Raw genomic sequence first — 18066 nt, forward strand, 5'->3', positions numbered from 1 at the left:
CTAGACTTCCAGAAGAATGGCGCGATCGGCACCAGAACAATAACCACCGAGCAAGCAATTGTGGAAAACACCAAGACATTCAGCACATTCGCCGAGTTCTATCCGTACTACCTGGGCGAACACAGCAACAGCACCTGCCGGCGCCTGCACTTCGTCGGTACTTCCCTGGTCATTCTGATTTTCGTCATGGCGCTCGTCGTCGGCAACGGCGCCTGGTTGCTGGCGCTGCCCGTGGCAGGCTACGGCTTCGCCTGGGTCGGGCATTTCTTCTTCGAAAAAAACCGCCCGGCCACCTTCCAGCATCCGTTCTACAGCCTGCTGGGGGATTTCGTCATGTACCGCGACATGTGCCTGGGCAAGGTCGCGTTCTGAGCTCAAGCCGGCTCGGCGACCTTGATTGCCTTCAGCCGAGCCTCTCGCGCCTGGGCCTCCGCCAGGCGATAGAGTTCGATCGAACCATCCCAGTGCTCGATCAACGCGGTGCACGATTCGACCCAATCACCGCAATTGAGGTATTCCACCTCCCCTACCTTGCGGATCTCGGCATGGTGGATGTGCCCGCACACCACGCCGTGCAGTTCGCGCTTGACGCATTCGTGGGCGATGGCTTCCTCGAAATCGCTGATGAAGCTCACGGCAGTCTTGACCTTGTGCTTGAGGTACGCCGACAGCGACCAGTAGCCATAGCCATAACGGGCCCGCCAATGGTTGAGCCAGCGGTTCAGCGTGAGGGTGAATTCGTAGGCCCAATCCCCGAGGAACGCCAGCCAACGATGGTACCGGGTGATGACATCGAACTGATCGCCATGGATCACCAGCAGGTGCCGGCCGTCGGCGGTGACATGCACCGCTTCGTCCACCAGCTGGATGTTGCCCAGGATCAGCTTCGAATAGCGACGCAGGAATTCATCGTGGTTACCCGTCACGTAGATCACTTCGGTGCCGCGCTTGCTCATGGTCAGCAAGCGCCGGATGACGTTGGTATGCGCCTGGGGCCAGTACATGCCGCCGCGCAGCTTCCAGCCGTCGATGATGTCGCCGACCAGGTAGATCCTGTCGGCGTGGTAGCCCTTGAGGAACTGTGACAGGTGCTCGGCCTGACAGTCCCGGGTGCCCAGGTGCACGTCGGAAATCCACAGGGTGCGAACACGCTGCTTGCGGCTGGGTCTGGCGAGCTCGGCGCTGGTCATGGGCAACCCCTCTGATCGTTTTCACCACTGTGCATGCCGGCGATTAATGGCCCATGACAAATACAAGTCGGTTACATGACAGGGCCATGCATCGCGACCTGGGTGTATCCTGACGGCCTGCCATGGGAGACCGCGATGAGACCGATCCTCACGCTACGCCAATACAGCCAGGACCTGATCGTCCACAGCCATGACCACCCTCAACTGGTGTTCGGGCTGTCCGGCGCGCTGGATTTCGAGGTCGAAGGTTGCGGCAGCCAGGTGGTCCGGCAAAGTTTCGTGGTGGTGCCGGCCGGTGCCCATCACGCCTGCGACAGCCCCAAAGGCAGTCGTTGCCTGGTACTGGATGTACCCGGCGGCGATTGGCTCGATCAATGCCTGGGCGATCATGCCGACGCCAGCCGCCGGTTGCTCGACACCAGTGCCCGCCTGCCCCTGGATGCGGGGCAAAGCCAGTTGGTCAGTTGGCTGGCGGGCAGCCGGATGGACGATCCGTTGATCGCCCGGCAGGGGGCGGTGCTGCTGCTGGCCAGCCTCAATGACGCGCGTCCCGCCCCGACCGGTGGCCGGCGCCTGCCCTACGCCGCCCTCGACGCCCACATCGACCAGTACGCCGCCTATCCATTGCAGGTGGCGGACCTGGCCCAGGTCGCCGGTCTCTCCAGCGCCCGCCTGCATGCGCGCTTCGTCGCCGAATGCGGACAGACCCCGATGGAATACATCCGCAGCCGTCGCCTGCACAAGGCCGTGGGGTTGCTGCGGGACTCGGACCTGCCCATCGGCGAGATCGCCCACCGGGTCGGCTACAGCTCCCAGAGTGCCTTCGCCGCCGCCGTGCTGCGCGAATTTGGCGCCTCGCCGGGCAAACTGCGACGCCAACGCTAGCCGTGCGCTAAAAACCGCTAGGATCGCGACAGACGCGCCGGGCTGTCCCACGCTTCAATACTGACCAGCCATGCCGGCGTGGCGCGGGCTTTAGTCGGGTCGCGCCGCAGCGTACTTGCACAAGGTTCTGCGTGCATCCGCCGCTTTATAGAAAGGACTGTAATGACTCCCCGTACCGCCCTCGGCGCCCTGCACATCGGCGCCCTCATGTTCGGCCTGACCGGTGTGTTCGGCAAGCTGGCTGCCGCGTCGCCGACGATCATCGTGTTCGGCCGCGCCACGTTTGCCGTGCTGGCCCTGGCGTTCTTTGCCCGGTTCGCCAGTAGCACCTCCTGGCAGAAACTCCGTGCAGCGGATAGCCGTCGCCTGTTGCTGGGCGGACTGCTGCTGGCAGCACACTGGGTAAGCTTCTTCATCGCGGTAAAAGTCGCCGGCGTTGCGGTCGCTACGCTGGGATTCGCCAGTTTCCCCGCGTTTACCGTGCTGCTCGAAGGGTTGATCTTCCGGGAGCGAATACGCGCCAATGAAATCCTGCTGGTGGTGTTGGTGAGCATCGGCCTGGTGCTGGTCACGCCGGATTTCGACCTGGCCAGCGGTGCCACCACCGGCCTGCTGTGGGCGGTGGCTTCGGGCTTGCTGTTCTCCCTGCTGTCGCTGACCAACCGTGCCGGCTCCGGCCGCGTTCCGCCCGTGCAGGCCGCGCTGTGCCAGAACCTGGTGGTGGGGTTATGCCTGCTGCCCCTGGCCGCGCCGCAGTTGAGCGATGTACGTGCGCTCGACTGGCTGTGGATCGCCCTGCTCGGGGTGCTCTGCACCGGCCTGGCCCACAGCCTGTTCGTCGCCAGCCTGGAAGTGATCAAGGCGCGCACCGCGGCGGTGGTCTTCGCCATGGAGCCGGTCTACGGCATCGCCATGGCCTGGCTGCTGTTCGGTGAGAGCCCGACATTGCGCATGTTGCTGGGCGGCGTGCTGATCATCGTCGCGATCGTGGTGTCGAGCCAGCTGAGCCGTTCCAAGGCACCGCCGGCAGGCGTCGAAGCGACGTCTCACTGAACCCGGTCGTTATGGCCCAGGTCCCGCTCCGGATCGATCTGATCGCGCACCCGCTGCTTGAGCACCTTGGCCTCGGGGAAGCCGCCGTCGGCCTTGCGCTCCCAGAGCTGCACACCGTCGCAGCCAATGTGGAAAACCCCGCCAGTGCCCGGCACCAGGGAGACCTTGCCCAGATCGTCGCCGAAGGTGCTCAGCAGTTCCTGGGCCAGCCAGGCGGCACGCAGCAACCACTGGCATTGGGTGCAATAGGTGATGACGATTTCCGGTTTATGCTCGGTCATTGCGGGTCGACTCGTGGATTCGAAGGCATCGTTATAATACTCGCCTTTGACCGTCCGCCCCGAGATCGACGATGCGCCGCCTGCTGCCTTGCCTGCTTCTGCTCCTGTTGCCCTTGTTCAGTCATGCCAACGAGCCTGCCGTCCAAACCCCGCGTCCGAAGATCGGCCTGGTGTTGTCCGGCGGCGCGGCACGAGGCCTGGCCCATATCGGCGTACTCAAGGCCCTGGAAGAACAGGGTATCCGGATCGACGCCATCGCCGGCACCAGCATGGGCGCCGTGATCGGCGGGCTGTACGCCTCCGGCTACAAGATCGACGAGCTGGAAAGACTCGCCCTGGAAATCGACTGGCAGCAGGCCCTGTCCGATGCCCCGCCGCGCAAGGACGTGCCGTTCCGGCGCAAGCAGGACGACCGTGACTTCCTGGTGAAACAGAAACTGAGCTTTCGCGATGACGGCAGCCTCGGCCTGCCATTGGGCGTCATCCAGGGGCAGAACCTGGCTCTGCTGCTCGAGAGCCTGCTGGCACATGCCAGCGACACCCGGGACTTCGACAAACTGCCGATCCCGTTCCGCGCCGTGGCGACCGACATCGCCAGCGGCGAAAAGGTGGTGTTCCGCAAGGGTCACTTGCCCAAGGTCATCCGCGCCAGCATGTCGATCCCGGCGGTGTTCGCCCCGGTGGAGCTGGATGGCCGTCTGCTGGTGGACGGCGGCATGAGCGACAACATCCCGCTGGACGTGGCCAGGGAGATGGGCGTGGACATGGCCATTGTGGTGGACATCGGCACCCCGTTGCGCAACCGCAAGCAACTGGTGACGGTGCTCGACGTCCTGAACCAGTCGACCACCCTGATGACCCGGCGCAATTCCCAAGAGCAACTGGCAACCCTGAAGAAAGACGACGTGCTGATCCAGCCGGCCCTGGCGAGCTTCGGCTCGACCGACTTCGGCCAGGCCCGGGAAATGATCGATGCCGGCTATCGCGCCACCCGGATTCTCCAGGCCCGCCTGGCCCACCTGCGGCCTCCCGAGCCGACCGATCCACAACTCATGGCCGCACGCACGCCCAGCGAACGGACACCGGTCATCACGGCCATTCGCGTGGAAAACGATTCGAAAGTGGGCGATGACGTGATTCGCTATTACATTCGCCAGCAGATCGGTGAGCCCCTGGACCTGGGCCGCCTGCAAACCGACATGGGCACGCTGTACGGCCTGGACTACTTCGAACAGGTGCAATATCGCGTGGTCCACAAGGGACCGGACAACACCCTGGTGATCAACGCCCGGGGCAAGCGCACCGGTACCGACTATCTGCGACTGGGCCTGAGCCTGTCGGACGATATGCGCGGCGACAGCGCCTTCAACCTCGGCGCCAGCTATCGGGTCAACGGCATCAATCGCCTGGGCGCAGAATGGCTGACCCGGGCCCAGATCGGCGACCGGCAGGAGTTGTACAGCGAGTTCTATCAGCCGCTGGACGTAGGCTCGCGCTACTTCATCGCCCCCTACGGGCAATTCGAATCTCGCAACGTGGAATCGATCCTGGACAACGACCCGGTCGCGCAATACCGCGTGGAGCGTTATGGCCTGGGCCTGAACCTGGGCCGCCAGATCGGCAACAGCGGCGAGATCCGTTTCGGGGTCGGCCAGGCCTGGGGCAAGGCGGACGTGCGCATCGGCGACCACGACCAACCCAGCGAGGACTTCAACGAAGGCTTCTACGAGCTGAAATACTCGTTCGACTCCCTCGACAACGTGTACTTCCCCCACGAAGGCGAAGATCTCGGCCTGTCCTGGCGCCAGTACGATCCGGGCCTGGGCTCCGACCAGCGCTATCGCCAGTGGGAGCTGAAGCTGGACAAGGCCATGAGCAGTGGCCCGAACACGTTCATCCTCGGCGGGCGCTACGGGCGGACCCTCGACACGGCCGAGATCGTGACGTCGAGCTTCGTGCTCGGCGGCGCACGGCAGCTATCAGGCTTTCGCGAAGACGGCATTTCCGGGCAGAACATGAGCCTGATGCGCGCCGTTTACTACCGCCGGCTGACACCCCGAGCCTACCTGCCCCTGGATTTCCCACTGTACTTCGGCGGCTCGCTGGAGCGCGGTCGGGCCTGGAACAACGACAACGAATTCGACAGCGGCTACATCAACGCCGCCAGCATTTTCCTGGGCTTCGACACACCGCTGGGCCCGCTGAACTTCAGCTACGGCTTCAACGACGACGATGAGCAGGCGGTGTACCTGAATCTGGGCCAGACGTTCTGATGGCCAGGCAGGGAAGATTGGATCTCTGGACGGGCTTCTTCACGGGCCAGCCCGGGAAGAGGCCCATCTCCCCTGGAGGCTTTTGAAGAAGTATCAGCGAATCCCGGCCAACAGCACCCGCGCGGTCTGCTTGAGGGGTTCGTCGCCCTCCTGGAGCAGTTCTTCGAGCAACGTGATGGCGGTCTTGATGTCGCCATCGTCGATACAATTCTGCGCCTGCTCAAGCTTTTCCGAATGCTCCGATGCCTGTGGATCCGGAGAGGTCGCTTCGGGCTCCAGCGACAGCGGCTCGAGCTCCAGGGACTGCTCCTCATCGGCGAACCCGTCGAGGAAAGCATCGTCCAGTGACTCGGTTTCCAACGGCGCGCCCCATTGCAGCTCCGGTTCGTCGAAACCGGAAAGCGACAAATCGTCGAGGGCCAGTGGAGGCTCGACGTTTTTGCCGCCGGTGGCCTCCTGCCCTTCCTTGAGATCCCAGCTGGAATCCATGGACAGCTCATCCAGGTTCAGCTCGAACTCGCCCGGCGGGTGTAAAGGGGCCGGCTCGGGAGCGGGAGCAGGAACAGGAATTGGCGCCTGGGGCGCCGGGGGCACGGCCTCGGGTGCGCTGGCCACGGCGACCTTGGGATACTTTGCCCGGACCTCCTCCAGCGTCGAGGCATCGACTCCCTGCGTGGCCAAGTGATGCTCCTGGACCTGGAAGCCGATGGCATCCCCCTGCTTGCCCAGCACATCCAGCAGCTTGAGGCCCAGGTCGGTGCGTTCCGGCTCCGCCAGCAGCGCGGCCCGGAGCAATCCCGCCGCTTCGGCGAAGCGGCCATAGGTCAGGTAGATCCCCACCCCTTCCAGCACGTCGCCCAGTGGGGTATCGCCATTATTGAACGACGCGGCGACTTCTGGCGGGTCCGTCTCCACAGTCGTTCCATAGGTATCGGTGCTGTCCTCCAGCAGGGGGGCGGGACGCTCGGTCATCGACTCCGAACCGACCTGGGCCTGTTGCCGGCGGCGAATGAACAATAACAAGGCGAGCAGCCCCAACAGGCCCACCAGCGCCGCCACCCATGACCAGTCGATGCCCCCAGGCTCCGCCACCGGTTGCGCGTCAGCCGGCGGGGTGTCATTCACAGCCTCCGCTGCGGGGGACGCCGTTGGCGCAGACACCGTGGCACCGGGAGCTGGGGTGAGCTCGGCCAGTTTCGTCTGCAGTTCGCTGATCTGCTGGCGCTGGCCGGCAATTTCTTCGTCCTGGGCCTGGAGCCGGGCCTGCAGCTCTTCGATGGTTTTCTGTTGCTGCTGGTTCTGCAGTACGCTGGCGGCCAGTTGCTCGTTGGAATCGGCAGGGGCCGGAGCCGTATCAGCAGGGGCAGGCAACACGGCCGAATCGGGCAGCAACAGGCGTTGACCGATGGAGAGCCGTTCGCTGCCGGGGTTCAGGGCCAGGATGCCCTGCATCAGCTCGTTGACCGAGGCACCGCTGCCCGCGTCATGCAGGCGCTTGGCAATGATCCAGGGGTTGTCCCCCTGCACGACGGTGTAGCGCTTGCCTTGGGTCGCCGCAGGTGGCTTGATGGCTGGCGCCGCCTGGGTCGATGCCGCTGCCTTGGGCGTACTGGCGGTCGCGTCGGTGGCAGGTACGATAGCTGCCGTGCCTGGCGGGTCGATCAGCACCGTGTATTCACGCAGAAGGCGTCCATTGGGCTGATTGAGCTGCACCAGGAAATTGAGGAAAGGCTCTTCCACCGGTTTGCTGGAAGTCACCCGAATGAAACTGCGTTCGCCGCGCAGCACCGGCGTAAATCGCAGGTTGCTCAGGAAAAACACCCGCTCCACGCCGGCCCGGCTGAAGTCGTCCGGGCTCGCCAGGCTGGCCGATAGATCGCCCTCTTCGAGCCCGGCCACATCCACCAGGGCAATATCGGCGCGCAACGGCTGGTTCAAGGCGGAATGAAGCGTGATTTCCCCAAGGCCCAGCGCTGACGCCAGAGCCGGATACCCCAAGGCACCCATGACCACTGACACGTTGACCCAACTGCGCAACGTGGACTGCAAACTTCCAAGCATGGGTATCCCTTTCGATGACCAGAACAGCTTTCAATACGAGCGCAAGCTGGTGATCTCGTTCAGTTTCAGGTTGGGAAAACTGAACAAGAGCCCCCTATGGTTATAGTTCGCTAACCGCCGAATCTCAAAAGTCTGGCGCCAGGGATATGCCTCAGGACTTTTCCAGGTTGGCCAGGATCGTGCCGTGGACCCGCATGCACACCCGCATGTCCGCTTCGTCGACGCCTTCGAACAGCTCTCGACGCAGTTGGGTGGCAATGGTTTCGATCTGTTCGATCAACGGTCGGGCCGGTGCGCAAAGGACAATCTTCTTGGCCCGGCGGTCTTCGGCCACGGCCTGGCGTTGCACCAGCCCCTGGGTTTCCAGGCTGTCCAGCAGACGCGCCAGCGTCGGGCCTTCTACCGCGACGCTCTGGGCCAGTTCTCGCTGGGTCGGCGCATGTTCGAAACGGGCCAGGTGCAGCAGCACCAGCCAACGCGCCTGGGACAGGCCCAACCCGGCCAGGCGCCGGTCCAGTTCGGCACGCCAGCCTCGAGACATTTGCGCCAATTGCATGCCAAAACGGTGTTGATCGGTCAACGACATAGAAAACTCATCAGATCTTAAAATAAGAAAAACTAATTATTAGTCAGCTAAGCATGCACATTGGAATCCGGCAAGGCCGTTTCCCATTGAATCGCGTACTGAATCGTTAAAGGTCCGCAACTCATTGATCAGACTTCGAATTCCGACTGCAAGGCAGCCCTCACGCAGTACAGGACGCCCTCCGGTACCCGACCGACGAACAGCGCGGCGACCTCCGATACCGAGGGCAACTCACCCTCGCCATCCAGGAAAGCGTCCTGCACTTCGCCCATCAACTCCTCGGGCAAGTCCAGTGCCTGTTCCAGGGATAGCTGCTGCATGCCGATGGCTTCGGCGAGCATCGCATAGACGTTTTTTTCCGAGCACTGCAACTGCCCGGCGATTTGCAATGGCGTCATGCCCGCACGCGCCAGGGTGATGAGTTCGTGGCGTACGTCGGCCACCGACTTCGGCGTCTCGGCCTCCCCGCCCAATACCTGGAGGAACGCCTCGCCATAGCGTTCCAGCTTGCGCGCACCCACACCGCTGACCCGGGCCATCTCCGCCAGGGAGGTGGGCTGGCTGCGCAGCATTTCCAGCAGCGTCGAGTCGGGAAAAATGACATAGGGCGGCACACCGTGTTCCTCGGCCAACTTGCGACGCAAGGCGCGCAGGGCTTCCCACTGATCGCGCTCTTCGCCACGCACCAGCTGGCTGGCCTGGCTCTTGCCGCTCTTGACCGCCGTCGCCGGCTTGAGGTCCCGGCGCAGCTGGAGGCTGACCTCGCCCTTGAGCAAGGGCCGGCAACTGGCGCTCAGGCGCAGCCCGCCGTAGCCTTCCAGGTCGATGTCCGCCAGGCCGCGCGCCACGAGCTGTCGGAACAATGAACGCCATTCACTCTCGGAACGGTCCTTGCCGACACCGAACACCGACAGGTGCTGATGGCCGAAGCTGCGGACCTTCTCGTTGTCCTTGCCCAGCAAGACGTCCACCAGGTGCCCCACGCCATAGCGCTGCCCGGTGCGATAGATGGTCGACAGCGCCTGGCGGGCCGGTTCGGTGGCGTCCCAGGTTTCCACGCCGTCGACACAATTGTCGCAATGCCCGCAGGGTTGGGGCATGTCTTCGTCGAAATAGGCCAAAAGGGTCTGGCGCCGGCAGCGGGTTTCCTCGCACAGGGAAAGCATGGCGTCGAGCTTGTGTTGCTCCAGGCGCTTGTGGCGTTCGTCGCCTTCGGAGTTCTGCAGCATCTGCTTGAGCATCACCACGTCCTGCAGGCCGTAGGCCATCCAGGCGTCGGCCGGCAAGCCATCGCGGCCGGCACGACCAGTTTCCTGGTAATAGGCCTCCAGGGACTTGGGCAGGTCCAGGTGCGCGACGAAACGTACGTTGGGTTTGTCGATGCCCATGCCGAACGCCACGGTGGCCACCATGATCAGGCCTTCTTCGTTGAGAAAGCGCTTCTGGTGATAGGCCCGCAGGTCATTGGGCAGGCCGGCGTGATACGGCAAGGCCGGAAAACCCTGCTCGCAGAGGAATGCGGCGACCTCATCGACCTTCTTGCGCGACAGGCAGTAGACAATGCCGGCATCGCTGCGGCGTTCGGCGAGGAATGCCAGCAACTGCTTGCGCGGCTGCTCCTTGGGCACGATGCGGTAGAAAATGTTGGGCCGGTCGAAACTGGAAAGGAATCGCTCGGCCTCCTGCAAATGCAGGCGCTCGACGATCTCTTCACGGGTACGCTTGTCGGCCGTGGCAGTCAGGGCGATGCGTGGCACGTCCGGGAATAGCTCCGCCAGTTGCCCCAATTGCAGGTATTCGCGACGGAAATCGTGGCCCCACTGGGACACGCAGTGGGCTTCGTCGATGGCGAACAGGGCGATTTCCAGGCTCTGCAGGAACGCCAGCATGCGTGGCTGCACCAGGCGTTCAGGGGCCAGGTACAGCATCTTTACTTCACCGCGCTTGATCCGGGCCGCCAGCTCGCGCTGCTGGTCGGCATTCAAGGTGGAGTTCAACGAAGCAGCGGCAACCCCCAGCTCCTCGAGGGTGGCGACCTGGTCGTCCATCAGGGCGATCAGCGGCGATACCACCACCGCCAGGCCATTGCGCAACAGCGCCGGCACCTGGTAGCACAAGGATTTGCCGCCACCGGTGGGCATCAGCACCAGGGCATCGCCGCCGCTGGCCACGCGCTCAATAATGGCACCCTGGCGGCCACGGAAACTGTCGTAGCCGAAGATGTCCTTGAGGACGCGTTGAGCCTGTTCGAGCATAGAAACTCCAAAAATCACCGAAACATCCCTGCAAGGCTGGTTCAGAATCGAAAAGGCTGCGCCGGCAAATCGTAAGGGCGCGTTTCGAACCGGCTGGACGCCGCAGGGCGTCACAAAACGCGGCAGTATACCCGAGGCCTTCGCCGCAGAGGGCGATGCTGACAAGAGGTGCTTCTGACTTTCAAAGCAAGCCAAGCTGTATGTGTGGCAAGGGGCTTCATTCCCGCCGAGCTGCGCAGCAGCCCCTCTCGGTTTATCGATTGGATCGCACACTCAAGTGACATTGGGTCTGCTGCGCAGCCCAACGGGACGGTGCGACGTTTCGCTGAATCCCCTCGCCACAGGAGCCAGGCCGGGCCTTCCTTCTTCGGTATGTCCCCCGGCTTCTTGGGCAACCCAGCCCTTGCCGACAAGGCAAATGTGCCACGCGGCTGGCCTGGGCGCTCAAGAAGGCCTAGAATTCCCGCATTGTTTATTCCCCCAAGGTAGCCCGTAATGTCCTTCGCTGAGCAACTGACCCGCCTGCAAGTCTTCCTCGACGCCGATGAGCTGCACGACGAAGCGCTGGATTACGTGGCCGCTCATGGCTATCTGACCGCCCTCTCGATCTGCTCCGAGCAGGTGCCTGACCGGGAGTGGATCGACGCCCTGTTCGCCGAAGAGCCGCATTACACCGACGAAGCCCAGCGCATCGAGATCGAAGCCACCCTGGTGGGCCTCAAGGCCCATATCGCCCGCCAACTGGCCTCGGACGAAGAATTCGAACTGCCGTGCGAACTGGACCTGGGCGACGACCCGGACGACTCGGAACTGCGTGGCTGGTGCATCGGTTTCATGGAAGGCGTGTTCCTGCGCGAAGCGGCCTGGTTCGAAACCGCCGAAGAGGAAGTCAGCGAAATGCTGCTGCCGATCATGGTCGGTTCCGGCCTGTTCGACGAACAACCGGAGTTTTCCGACATCGCCGCCGATCCGAACCTGATGGACGACATGATCGTGCAGATCCCGGAAGCCCTCACCGCCCTGTACCTGCTGTGCAACGCCCCGGACGAGAAACCGGCGATCCTCAAGCCGCGCCATCACTGAGCGACCGGGTGCCCGCGCCCATCGGCAAGCGCCCGCTGATCCTGCGTTACGCTCTGCTGGCCATCGGCTGGTTGAGCGTGGTGCTGGGGGTCATCGGTATCTTCATTCCCGTGCTGCCCACCACCCCTTTCCTGCTGCTGGCCGCCGCGTGCTTTGCCCGCAGTTCGCCGCGCTTCTATCGCTGGCTGGTCGGCCATCCGCGACTCGGCCCCTGGATCGCGGATTACCTCAGCGGCAACGGCATTCCCCTCAAGGGCAAGGTCTACGCCATCGCGCTGATGTGGGCGAGCATCCTTTTGTCCTGCTACCTGGTGCCCTTGCCTTGGGCGCGAGGGTTCATGTTGACCAGTGCGGTGCTGGTGACGATCTACATCCTCAGGCAGAAGACGCTGCACAAACCCTGAAGCAAATGTACCCCGGTCCAGCCCCGACAATTAGCTGCTTGCCGCCCTTACCACAGAGGCTCGTTACCTTCCTTTACTAGCCGACCCAGGGCATCCCCCATCCGCCCGTCTTAAACCTGCTCTCACCTGTCAGTCCTGACAGTAGCCACCCTTCATGCATCGGCGCTCTCATATCACACGCCCTGACGCGGCACTTATGAGGACCCCGACCATGCCCCTTCCATCGACACCCGCCGACCAGACCGTCCTTCTGGAGAAACCCGACCTGCCGCGCGCCACTCGCCCCGTGGTGGGGGGCGATTTCGGGGTGCCCAAGCATATCTATGACCAGGAGCCCGCGGGCTGCAAGGTCGCGGTGTTGCCTTATACAAACCAGACAGGCGGGGAGAATGTCTCGATCAACCTCAATGGCGAGACGAACATCGACAACCGGAACACGCTGGGCACCGACGACACGGTGGAGCTGTACATTCCCCATGGAAAACTATTGGCCAACGCAGTCAATCGACTGACCTACACCATAAGGCGCCTCAGCGGTATCCCCGAAACCTCTGACCCTCCTGCAGAGATCCTCTACAACGAGTTCCGACCAGGCCTTTACGATCGCACGCCTGGTGATGGTGCGCATTCCGAGCTGGAATTGATCCTGCCGGATGAAATCAAGAACGGAGTAGGGCCGGGGTTCACCAGGGCGACGGTGTGCGTGAGCTACCCCTATTGCCGGGCACATGACCGTATCTGGCTCAACTGCAACGGCAAGCCCAAATACCATACGGTGCCTGATACCGAGGCCCCATTGCCGCCGGACCCCGGCTCGCCGACACCCACCACGATCTGCTTCGATGTCACCAGCGCCGACCTGGGCGATGACCATGCCCAGTTCATGTTCTCCTTCACGGTCACCGACCAGTTGGGCAACTCGCCGGATCTCAACTCGCCCTGGTCCGCTGTGCAGACGGTTGACGTAGACCAGGCCGGTCTTCGACTGCCGGTGCCGATCCCGCGGGAAATCGCCAGCGACACGGCTGACGACCCCGGCATCATCGATCTCGAAAAACTGGGTACGAACCCGCTGCTGTTGATCGTTCTGACCAGCGACCCTCGTTTCCTGCCGGGAGATACGATCGAGGCGACCTACCTTGCGAAAGTGGTGGGCCAGCCGGAGGTCACCCACAGCGAGACGGGAACGGTCGAAACCGATGGTTTTGGGCAGAAGGTGGCCTGTGTGCTGGAGATTCCCAACGACAAGGTTATTTCGGGCAGCACAGTGCAGGCGTCTTACAAACTGTTCAGGGGCACGACGCTGGTCGGTACCTCAAAAACGGCCCATGCGACCGTGATCGGAGCGGCGCAGAACCTGTTGCCTCCTTCGGTGAAAGAGGCCAATGGCCCCATCCTGAACCCGGTCCAGGCCAAGGACGCGCTCCACATCGTTGTACCGGCCAACGCCGCGCTGCTGCCCGACGACAAACTCAAAGTCACTTGGACCGGCGCAGCGGGCACGCCGGCAGGTGGTTCACACACCTCGGGCGAATGGCCGGTCAGGGATGGGTGGGAAGTACCGATTCCCAACAGCGTGGTGGCGTTCAACCTGGGCAAGGCGGTGACGGTGACCTACACGGTGATCCAGAACGGCGTGGAGTCGCCGCCGTCGGATCCGTTTGTGCTGAATGTGCAGGCGCTCAGCCAAGACGATCTGCTGGTCGCCAGACCAAGGATCCTGCAAGCCACCAACAATGGCGAAGGGGCGGAACTGGATGTAGCAACCTTTACAGGCAACGCCACCGTGCGTATCGACGCCTGGCCCCTTATTGCCCAAGGGCAGTACGTGTGGTTACGCCTGAAGGGCAAAAACAACGATGGCACGGATTATGAACGCGTGCTTTGGAGCAGCGCCCTGGGCAGCCGAGTTTCGGCAAGCTGGGTCTCGGATGGATTCGCGACCAACACCGTGCCATTCACTGAACTGCAGGGGCTGCGCAATGGCAGTACGCTCACGGTGGAGTTCAAGGCCACGTTAAACCAGAGTGCCGAGGAAGGTCTTGCCGATACTTTTCCGTTGCGTACTTATACGGTCACGGTGATGACGGCGTTAAGAGTTGTCTCTCTAACAGCTTCGCCTCGTGGCGCGGAGCATTTGTTTTTGCCTGAGAGCGGATTTCCGAAGACAGGTTTCAACCATGCTCGATTTACAATAAATGTGGATGGTGGGCAGCCTCCTTACTCGTTTTCTGCATCGAACTCCGCGTACGCGTCCATTCATGCCCAAACAGGCGAAGTTCAAAGAACAACTTATCATGAAGTTATTTTTACGATTACAGACGCGGCGCAACCGAACCCTAATCGCGCAACTTTTATAATGAAGCAGGCGGCGCTATGGTTTACAGGACTCTATGGTTATGAGACATGGTCCACCGCCGCTGACCGTGGCAGGCTGCCTCAGGTAGGGCACTTGACTTTAGGGCAGGGTGTTCGGGGAATAGGGACTCTCTTCGGGGAATGGGGGGATATGCAAGTTGGGTATAACTGGCCTAGTGGCGCGACAAACGAACATGGTGCTCCTGACCCAAACATTACGGAATATTGGACGCATGAAAACTCAGGGGATGGTAGCTATTACACTGTCAGCCTTAAACACGGTTATCCCTATAAACGCCCTCACAACTGGTTTATACCTCACATCGGAGTTGTAGCTCTAGGACCTGCCCCGCTACTCTTGGACGCCTTTGGGTTTCCTCCGGGGTTGCGTCCTCCAAAGGATTATCCCGATATTTGCGAACTGGAAAAGGCTTGACGACATAAGTCGCAGAATGCTGGGCAAAATCGACCACACCAACCAGCACAACAATGCCCATGACGAGAGAGTTCGCTCCCGCTGGACTGCGAAGCAGCCCCTTTGATGGGGCAGTCGCTGCGCAACCGAGCAGGAGCAGACTGCCATGAAAACAGCTCGCCGCCCGTCTTAAATCTGCTTTCACCTGTCAGTCCTGACAGTAGCCACCCTTCATGCATCGGCGCTCTCATATCACACGCCCCTGACGCGGCACTTATGAGGACCCCGACCATGCCCCTTCCATCGACACCCGCCGACCAGACCGTCCTTCTGGAGAAACCCGACCTGCCGCGCGCCACTCGCCCCGTGGTGGGGGGCGATTTCGGGGTGCCCAAGCATATCTATGACCAGGAGCCTGCGGGCTGCAAGGTTCTGGTGTTGCCCTATACGAATCAGACAGGTGGGGAGAACGTCTCGATCAACCTCAATGGCGAGACGAACATCGACAACCGGAACACGCTGGGCACCGACGACACGGTGGAGCTGTACATTCCCCATGGAAAACTATTGGCCAACGCAGTCAATCGACTGACCTACACCATAAGGCGCCTCAGCGGTGTCGTTGAAACCTCCGATCCTCCTGCGGAGATTCTGTATAACCAGATCCGCCCTGGTAACGAGGATCGCTCGCCCGGCGATGGTGCGCATTCCGAGCTGGAATTGATCCTGCCGGATGAAATCAAGAACGGCATAGGGCCGGGGTTCACCCGGGCGACGGTGTGCGTGAGTTACCCCTATTGCCGGGCGCACGACCGCATCCGGCTCAATTGCAACGGCAAGGATGTGATTCGTACCGTACTGGAAAGCGAGGCTCCTGCGCCGCCGGACCACGGCTCGGCAACGCCTACCACGATCTGCTTCGATGTCACCAGCGCCGACCTGGGCGAGGACCATCCCGAGTTCATGTTTTCCTTCACGGTCACCGACCAGTTGGGCAACTCACCGGACCTTGACTCGCCCTTTTCGGCAGTACAGATCGTGGACGTGGACCAGGCCGGCCTTCGACTGCCGGTGCCGATCCCGCGGGAAATCGGCAGCGACACGGGCGACGATCCCAGTACCATCGACCTCGACAAGCTGGGCACCAACCCGCTGTTGTTGATCATCTTGACCGGTGACTCACGCTTCCTGCCGGGGGATACGATCGAGGCGACCTACGTCGCGAAGGTGGCAGGCCAGCCGAATGTCACCCACAGCGAGACGGGAACGGTCGAGACCAATGGCTTGGGGCAGAAACAGGCCTGTGTGCTGGAGATTCCCAACGACAAGGTTATTTCGGGCAGCACGGTAGAAATGTCCTACAAGCTGTTCAGGGGCACGACCTTCATGGGCTCCTCAAAAATAGCAAAGGCGACCGTTGTCGGGTCACGACAAGACCCGCTTCCTCCAACCATCGACCAGGCCCTGGGAGACCAACTCGACCCTGCCAATACTCCCAATGGCGCCACGGTTCGGATACCGGCCGAGACTAATCTGCTGGACGGGGATTCGGGCGAAGTGCGTTGGGTAGGTCTGCCCGGTGCGGGCACTATCAACGTGCCTTATACCGTCTCGGCCAGCGAAGCGGGCCAGTCGAAGGCAGTGACCGTGCAACAGTCGGTGGTACTGGCGAACGTTGATCGAACCATCACGTTGGACTATACGTTGCGGCGTCAGGGTAGTTCGCCCATCCCCTCGCAACCGGCGGTCTACGATGTGCGGCGACAAGTGGGAACAGGACAGTTGCAGGTCATGGGCGCGCGCGGTACATCGAACTCGATGCACTGGTCCACGGTGGGGAGCAGCCGGCTGCTGACAGCGCTGAATGTCACCACCCAACAGCCGCTTGAAGCACTATGGCAATACGAGGGCGACGGTGGCGCCCCCATCCAGGCCGCGAGGTTCAATGACAACCAGCCCTGGCGGCTACTCCGTGTGCGCACCAGCCAGGATGAGGTCCGTATCAATCCTGCCAACCTGTTCGGAGCAGGCAACTTCAAAATCGCTGCTCCATCGCAACCATGGGGCGCATTCGTAGCTCGCCGCACCCAAGGCAACCTGGTTGGCTGGGGAGTGGTTGGGCATGGCGGCGACGTGCCGCCGGAGATTGCGACGATCACCGACATAGTCGGCGTTGCCCATGCCGCCTATGCCTTTGCCGCATGGCGCGCCAACGGCCAGGTGGTCGCCTGGGGCTGGGCAGAGCGAGGCGGTGAAGTACCACGGGATATCGGCAATCTGAGGGATATTGTCGAGGTGGTCGGGACAGGACACGCTTTTGCCGCGCGACGGGCAACGGGGCACCTGGTGGCATGGGGAGAGACCGGCTTGGGCGGTGATATTCCTGAAACCATCGCGCAGTTCGATGACTTCGTAGAAGTAGCCGCCACAGCCCATGCCTTTGCGGCACGGCGGGCCAACGGCACCGTCGTGGCGTGGGGAAGGCCGGACCTGGGGGCGGCGGTGCCGGATGATATTGCCTTGCTCACCGATATCGTGGACTTGAGCAGCGCCTACTACGTCTTCGCGGCGCGGCGAGCCAATGGATCCGTGGTGGCGTGGGGCACTCAACCTAACGCGGGGGGCATGGTGCCAGGCGATATTGCGCGCCTCACGAACATTGTCGAGGTCGTTGGCGCAAGCACAGCTCTGGCCGCCCGACTATCCGATGGATCAGTCGTGGCATGGGGAGACGCGAACGCCGGCGGTAGTATTCCGGGCCCGATTGCAAGACTCGACGACGTGGTTCAGGTTGTCTCGACTTCAAGTTCCTTTGCCGCACTCAGGGCCAGCGGTCATGTCGTGACCTGGGGACATCCGGATTACGGAGCACCAGTGCCTCCTACCATCGAAGTGTTCGATGACTTCGTTCAGGTCGCAGCCACCGCCGGGGCATTTGCCGCGCTGCGCCGAAACGGCACCGTAGTGGCTTGGGGGCACCCAGCGTGGGGAGGCGTGGTGAACGCAAGTGGGCTGACAAACGTGCGAGCACTTTATGCCAACAGCCAGGCTTTCATCGCACTCACGAGCGATGCGCGAGTGGTTACCTGGGGTCTTGCCGGTGCGGGAGGCAACAGCGACCCGGTCCAGGGATTGCTGAACGGCCATGTGTCCTACTACGCCACTGCCGCCACGCGCGGTGCTGCGCTGAGGCGGCCGGCCGCCGGGTGAGCCTCCATTGCT

At 62.3% G+C, this 18066-nt stretch carries 13 protein-coding genes; 8 read left to right on the top strand and 5 right to left on the bottom strand.

What is annotated here, in order from left to right; translation table 11 throughout:
- Window positions 1–60 precede the first annotated feature (60 nt).
- Window positions 61–372 (top strand): DUF962 domain-containing protein, encoded by a 312-nt coding sequence (locus tag BW992_RS26090; protein WP_072389569.1) that lies wholly within the window; start codon window positions 61–63, stop codon window positions 370–372.
- 2 nt (window positions 373–374) lie between these two features.
- Here the strand turns inward: BW992_RS26090 and BW992_RS26095 are convergent, their stop codons facing one another.
- A complete protein-coding gene (locus BW992_RS26095) occupies window positions 375–1190 on the bottom strand; it encodes a UDP-2,3-diacylglucosamine diphosphatase (protein ID WP_072389571.1) in 816 nt (271 codons plus the stop codon).
- 135 nt (window positions 1191–1325) lie between these two features.
- On the opposite strand from BW992_RS26095, the gene BW992_RS26100 reads away from it, so the two are divergent.
- Both BW992_RS26100 and BW992_RS26105 read left to right on the top strand, forming a co-directional pair.
- The gene (locus BW992_RS26100; protein ID WP_072389573.1) at window positions 1326–2075 is read left to right on the top strand and encodes a helix-turn-helix transcriptional regulator; all 750 of its coding nucleotides are present in this window, start codon (window positions 1326–1328) and stop codon (window positions 2073–2075) included.
- A gap of 162 nt (window positions 2076–2237) precedes the next feature.
- The gene (locus BW992_RS26105; RefSeq protein WP_072389575.1) at window positions 2238–3128 is read left to right on the top strand and encodes a DMT family transporter; all 891 of its coding nucleotides are present in this window, start codon (window positions 2238–2240) and stop codon (window positions 3126–3128) included.
- On the opposite strand, the gene BW992_RS26110 is transcribed toward BW992_RS26105, so the two are convergent.
- A complete protein-coding gene (locus BW992_RS26110; protein ID WP_072389577.1) occupies window positions 3122–3409 on the bottom strand; it encodes a SelT/SelW/SelH family protein in 288 nt (95 codons plus the stop codon). The genes BW992_RS26105 and BW992_RS26110 overlap by 7 nt on opposite strands.
- A 71-nt stretch (window positions 3410–3480) precedes the next feature.
- On the opposite strand from BW992_RS26110, the gene BW992_RS26115 reads away from it, so the two are divergent.
- Window positions 3481–5682 (top strand): patatin-like phospholipase family protein, encoded by a 2202-nt coding sequence (locus tag BW992_RS26115; protein ID WP_072389579.1) that lies wholly within the window; start codon window positions 3481–3483, stop codon window positions 5680–5682.
- Window positions 5683–5775: 93 nt separating this feature from the next.
- Here BW992_RS26115 and BW992_RS26120 read toward each other — a convergent pair whose 3' ends face one another.
- From BW992_RS26120 to recQ, 3 genes are all read right to left on the bottom strand, one after another.
- The gene (locus BW992_RS26120) at window positions 5776–7743 is read right to left on the bottom strand and encodes a FimV/HubP family polar landmark protein (RefSeq protein WP_076407277.1); all 1968 of its coding nucleotides are present in this window, start codon (window positions 7741–7743) and stop codon (window positions 5776–5778) included.
- 151 nt (window positions 7744–7894) lie between these two features.
- Window positions 7895–8329, bottom strand: coding sequence for a MarR family transcriptional regulator (locus BW992_RS26125; RefSeq protein ID WP_072389583.1), 435 nt, complete (start codon window positions 8327–8329; stop codon window positions 7895–7897).
- A gap of 128 nt (window positions 8330–8457) precedes the next feature.
- Window positions 8458–10584, bottom strand: a complete 2127-nt coding sequence (gene recQ / locus BW992_RS26130) for a DNA helicase RecQ (RefSeq protein ID WP_072389585.1) — start codon at window positions 10582–10584, stop codon at window positions 8458–8460.
- Window positions 10585–11079: 495 nt separating this feature from the next.
- Between recQ and BW992_RS26135 the strand changes: the two genes are divergently transcribed.
- The 4 genes from BW992_RS26135 to BW992_RS26150 all read left to right on the top strand — a co-directional run bounded on the left by BW992_RS26135 (window position 11080) and on the right by BW992_RS26150 (window position 18054).
- Window positions 11080–11667: a UPF0149 family protein gene (locus BW992_RS26135; protein ID WP_072389588.1), complete on the top strand. Its 588-nt coding sequence runs from the start codon at window positions 11080–11082 to the stop codon at window positions 11665–11667.
- Between the two features lie 8 nt (window positions 11668–11675).
- Complete coding sequence (locus BW992_RS26140; RefSeq protein ID WP_072389590.1) at window positions 11676–12071, top strand: YbaN family protein; 396 nt, start codon at window positions 11676–11678, stop codon at window positions 12069–12071.
- A 211-nt stretch (window positions 12072–12282) separates the two neighbouring features.
- Window positions 12283–14865 (top strand): hypothetical protein, encoded by a 2583-nt coding sequence (locus BW992_RS26145; protein ID WP_076407278.1) that lies wholly within the window; start codon window positions 12283–12285, stop codon window positions 14863–14865.
- A 270-nt stretch (window positions 14866–15135) separates the two neighbouring features.
- Window positions 15136–18054: an RCC1 domain-containing protein gene (locus tag BW992_RS26150; protein WP_076407279.1), complete on the top strand. Its 2919-nt coding sequence runs from the start codon at window positions 15136–15138 to the stop codon at window positions 18052–18054.
- Window positions 18055–18066 lie beyond the last annotated feature (12 nt).

This window comes from Pseudomonas sp. 7SR1, assembly GCF_900156465.1.
In the GTDB taxonomy this organism is placed as follows: domain Bacteria; phylum Pseudomonadota; class Gammaproteobacteria; order Pseudomonadales; family Pseudomonadaceae; genus Aquipseudomonas.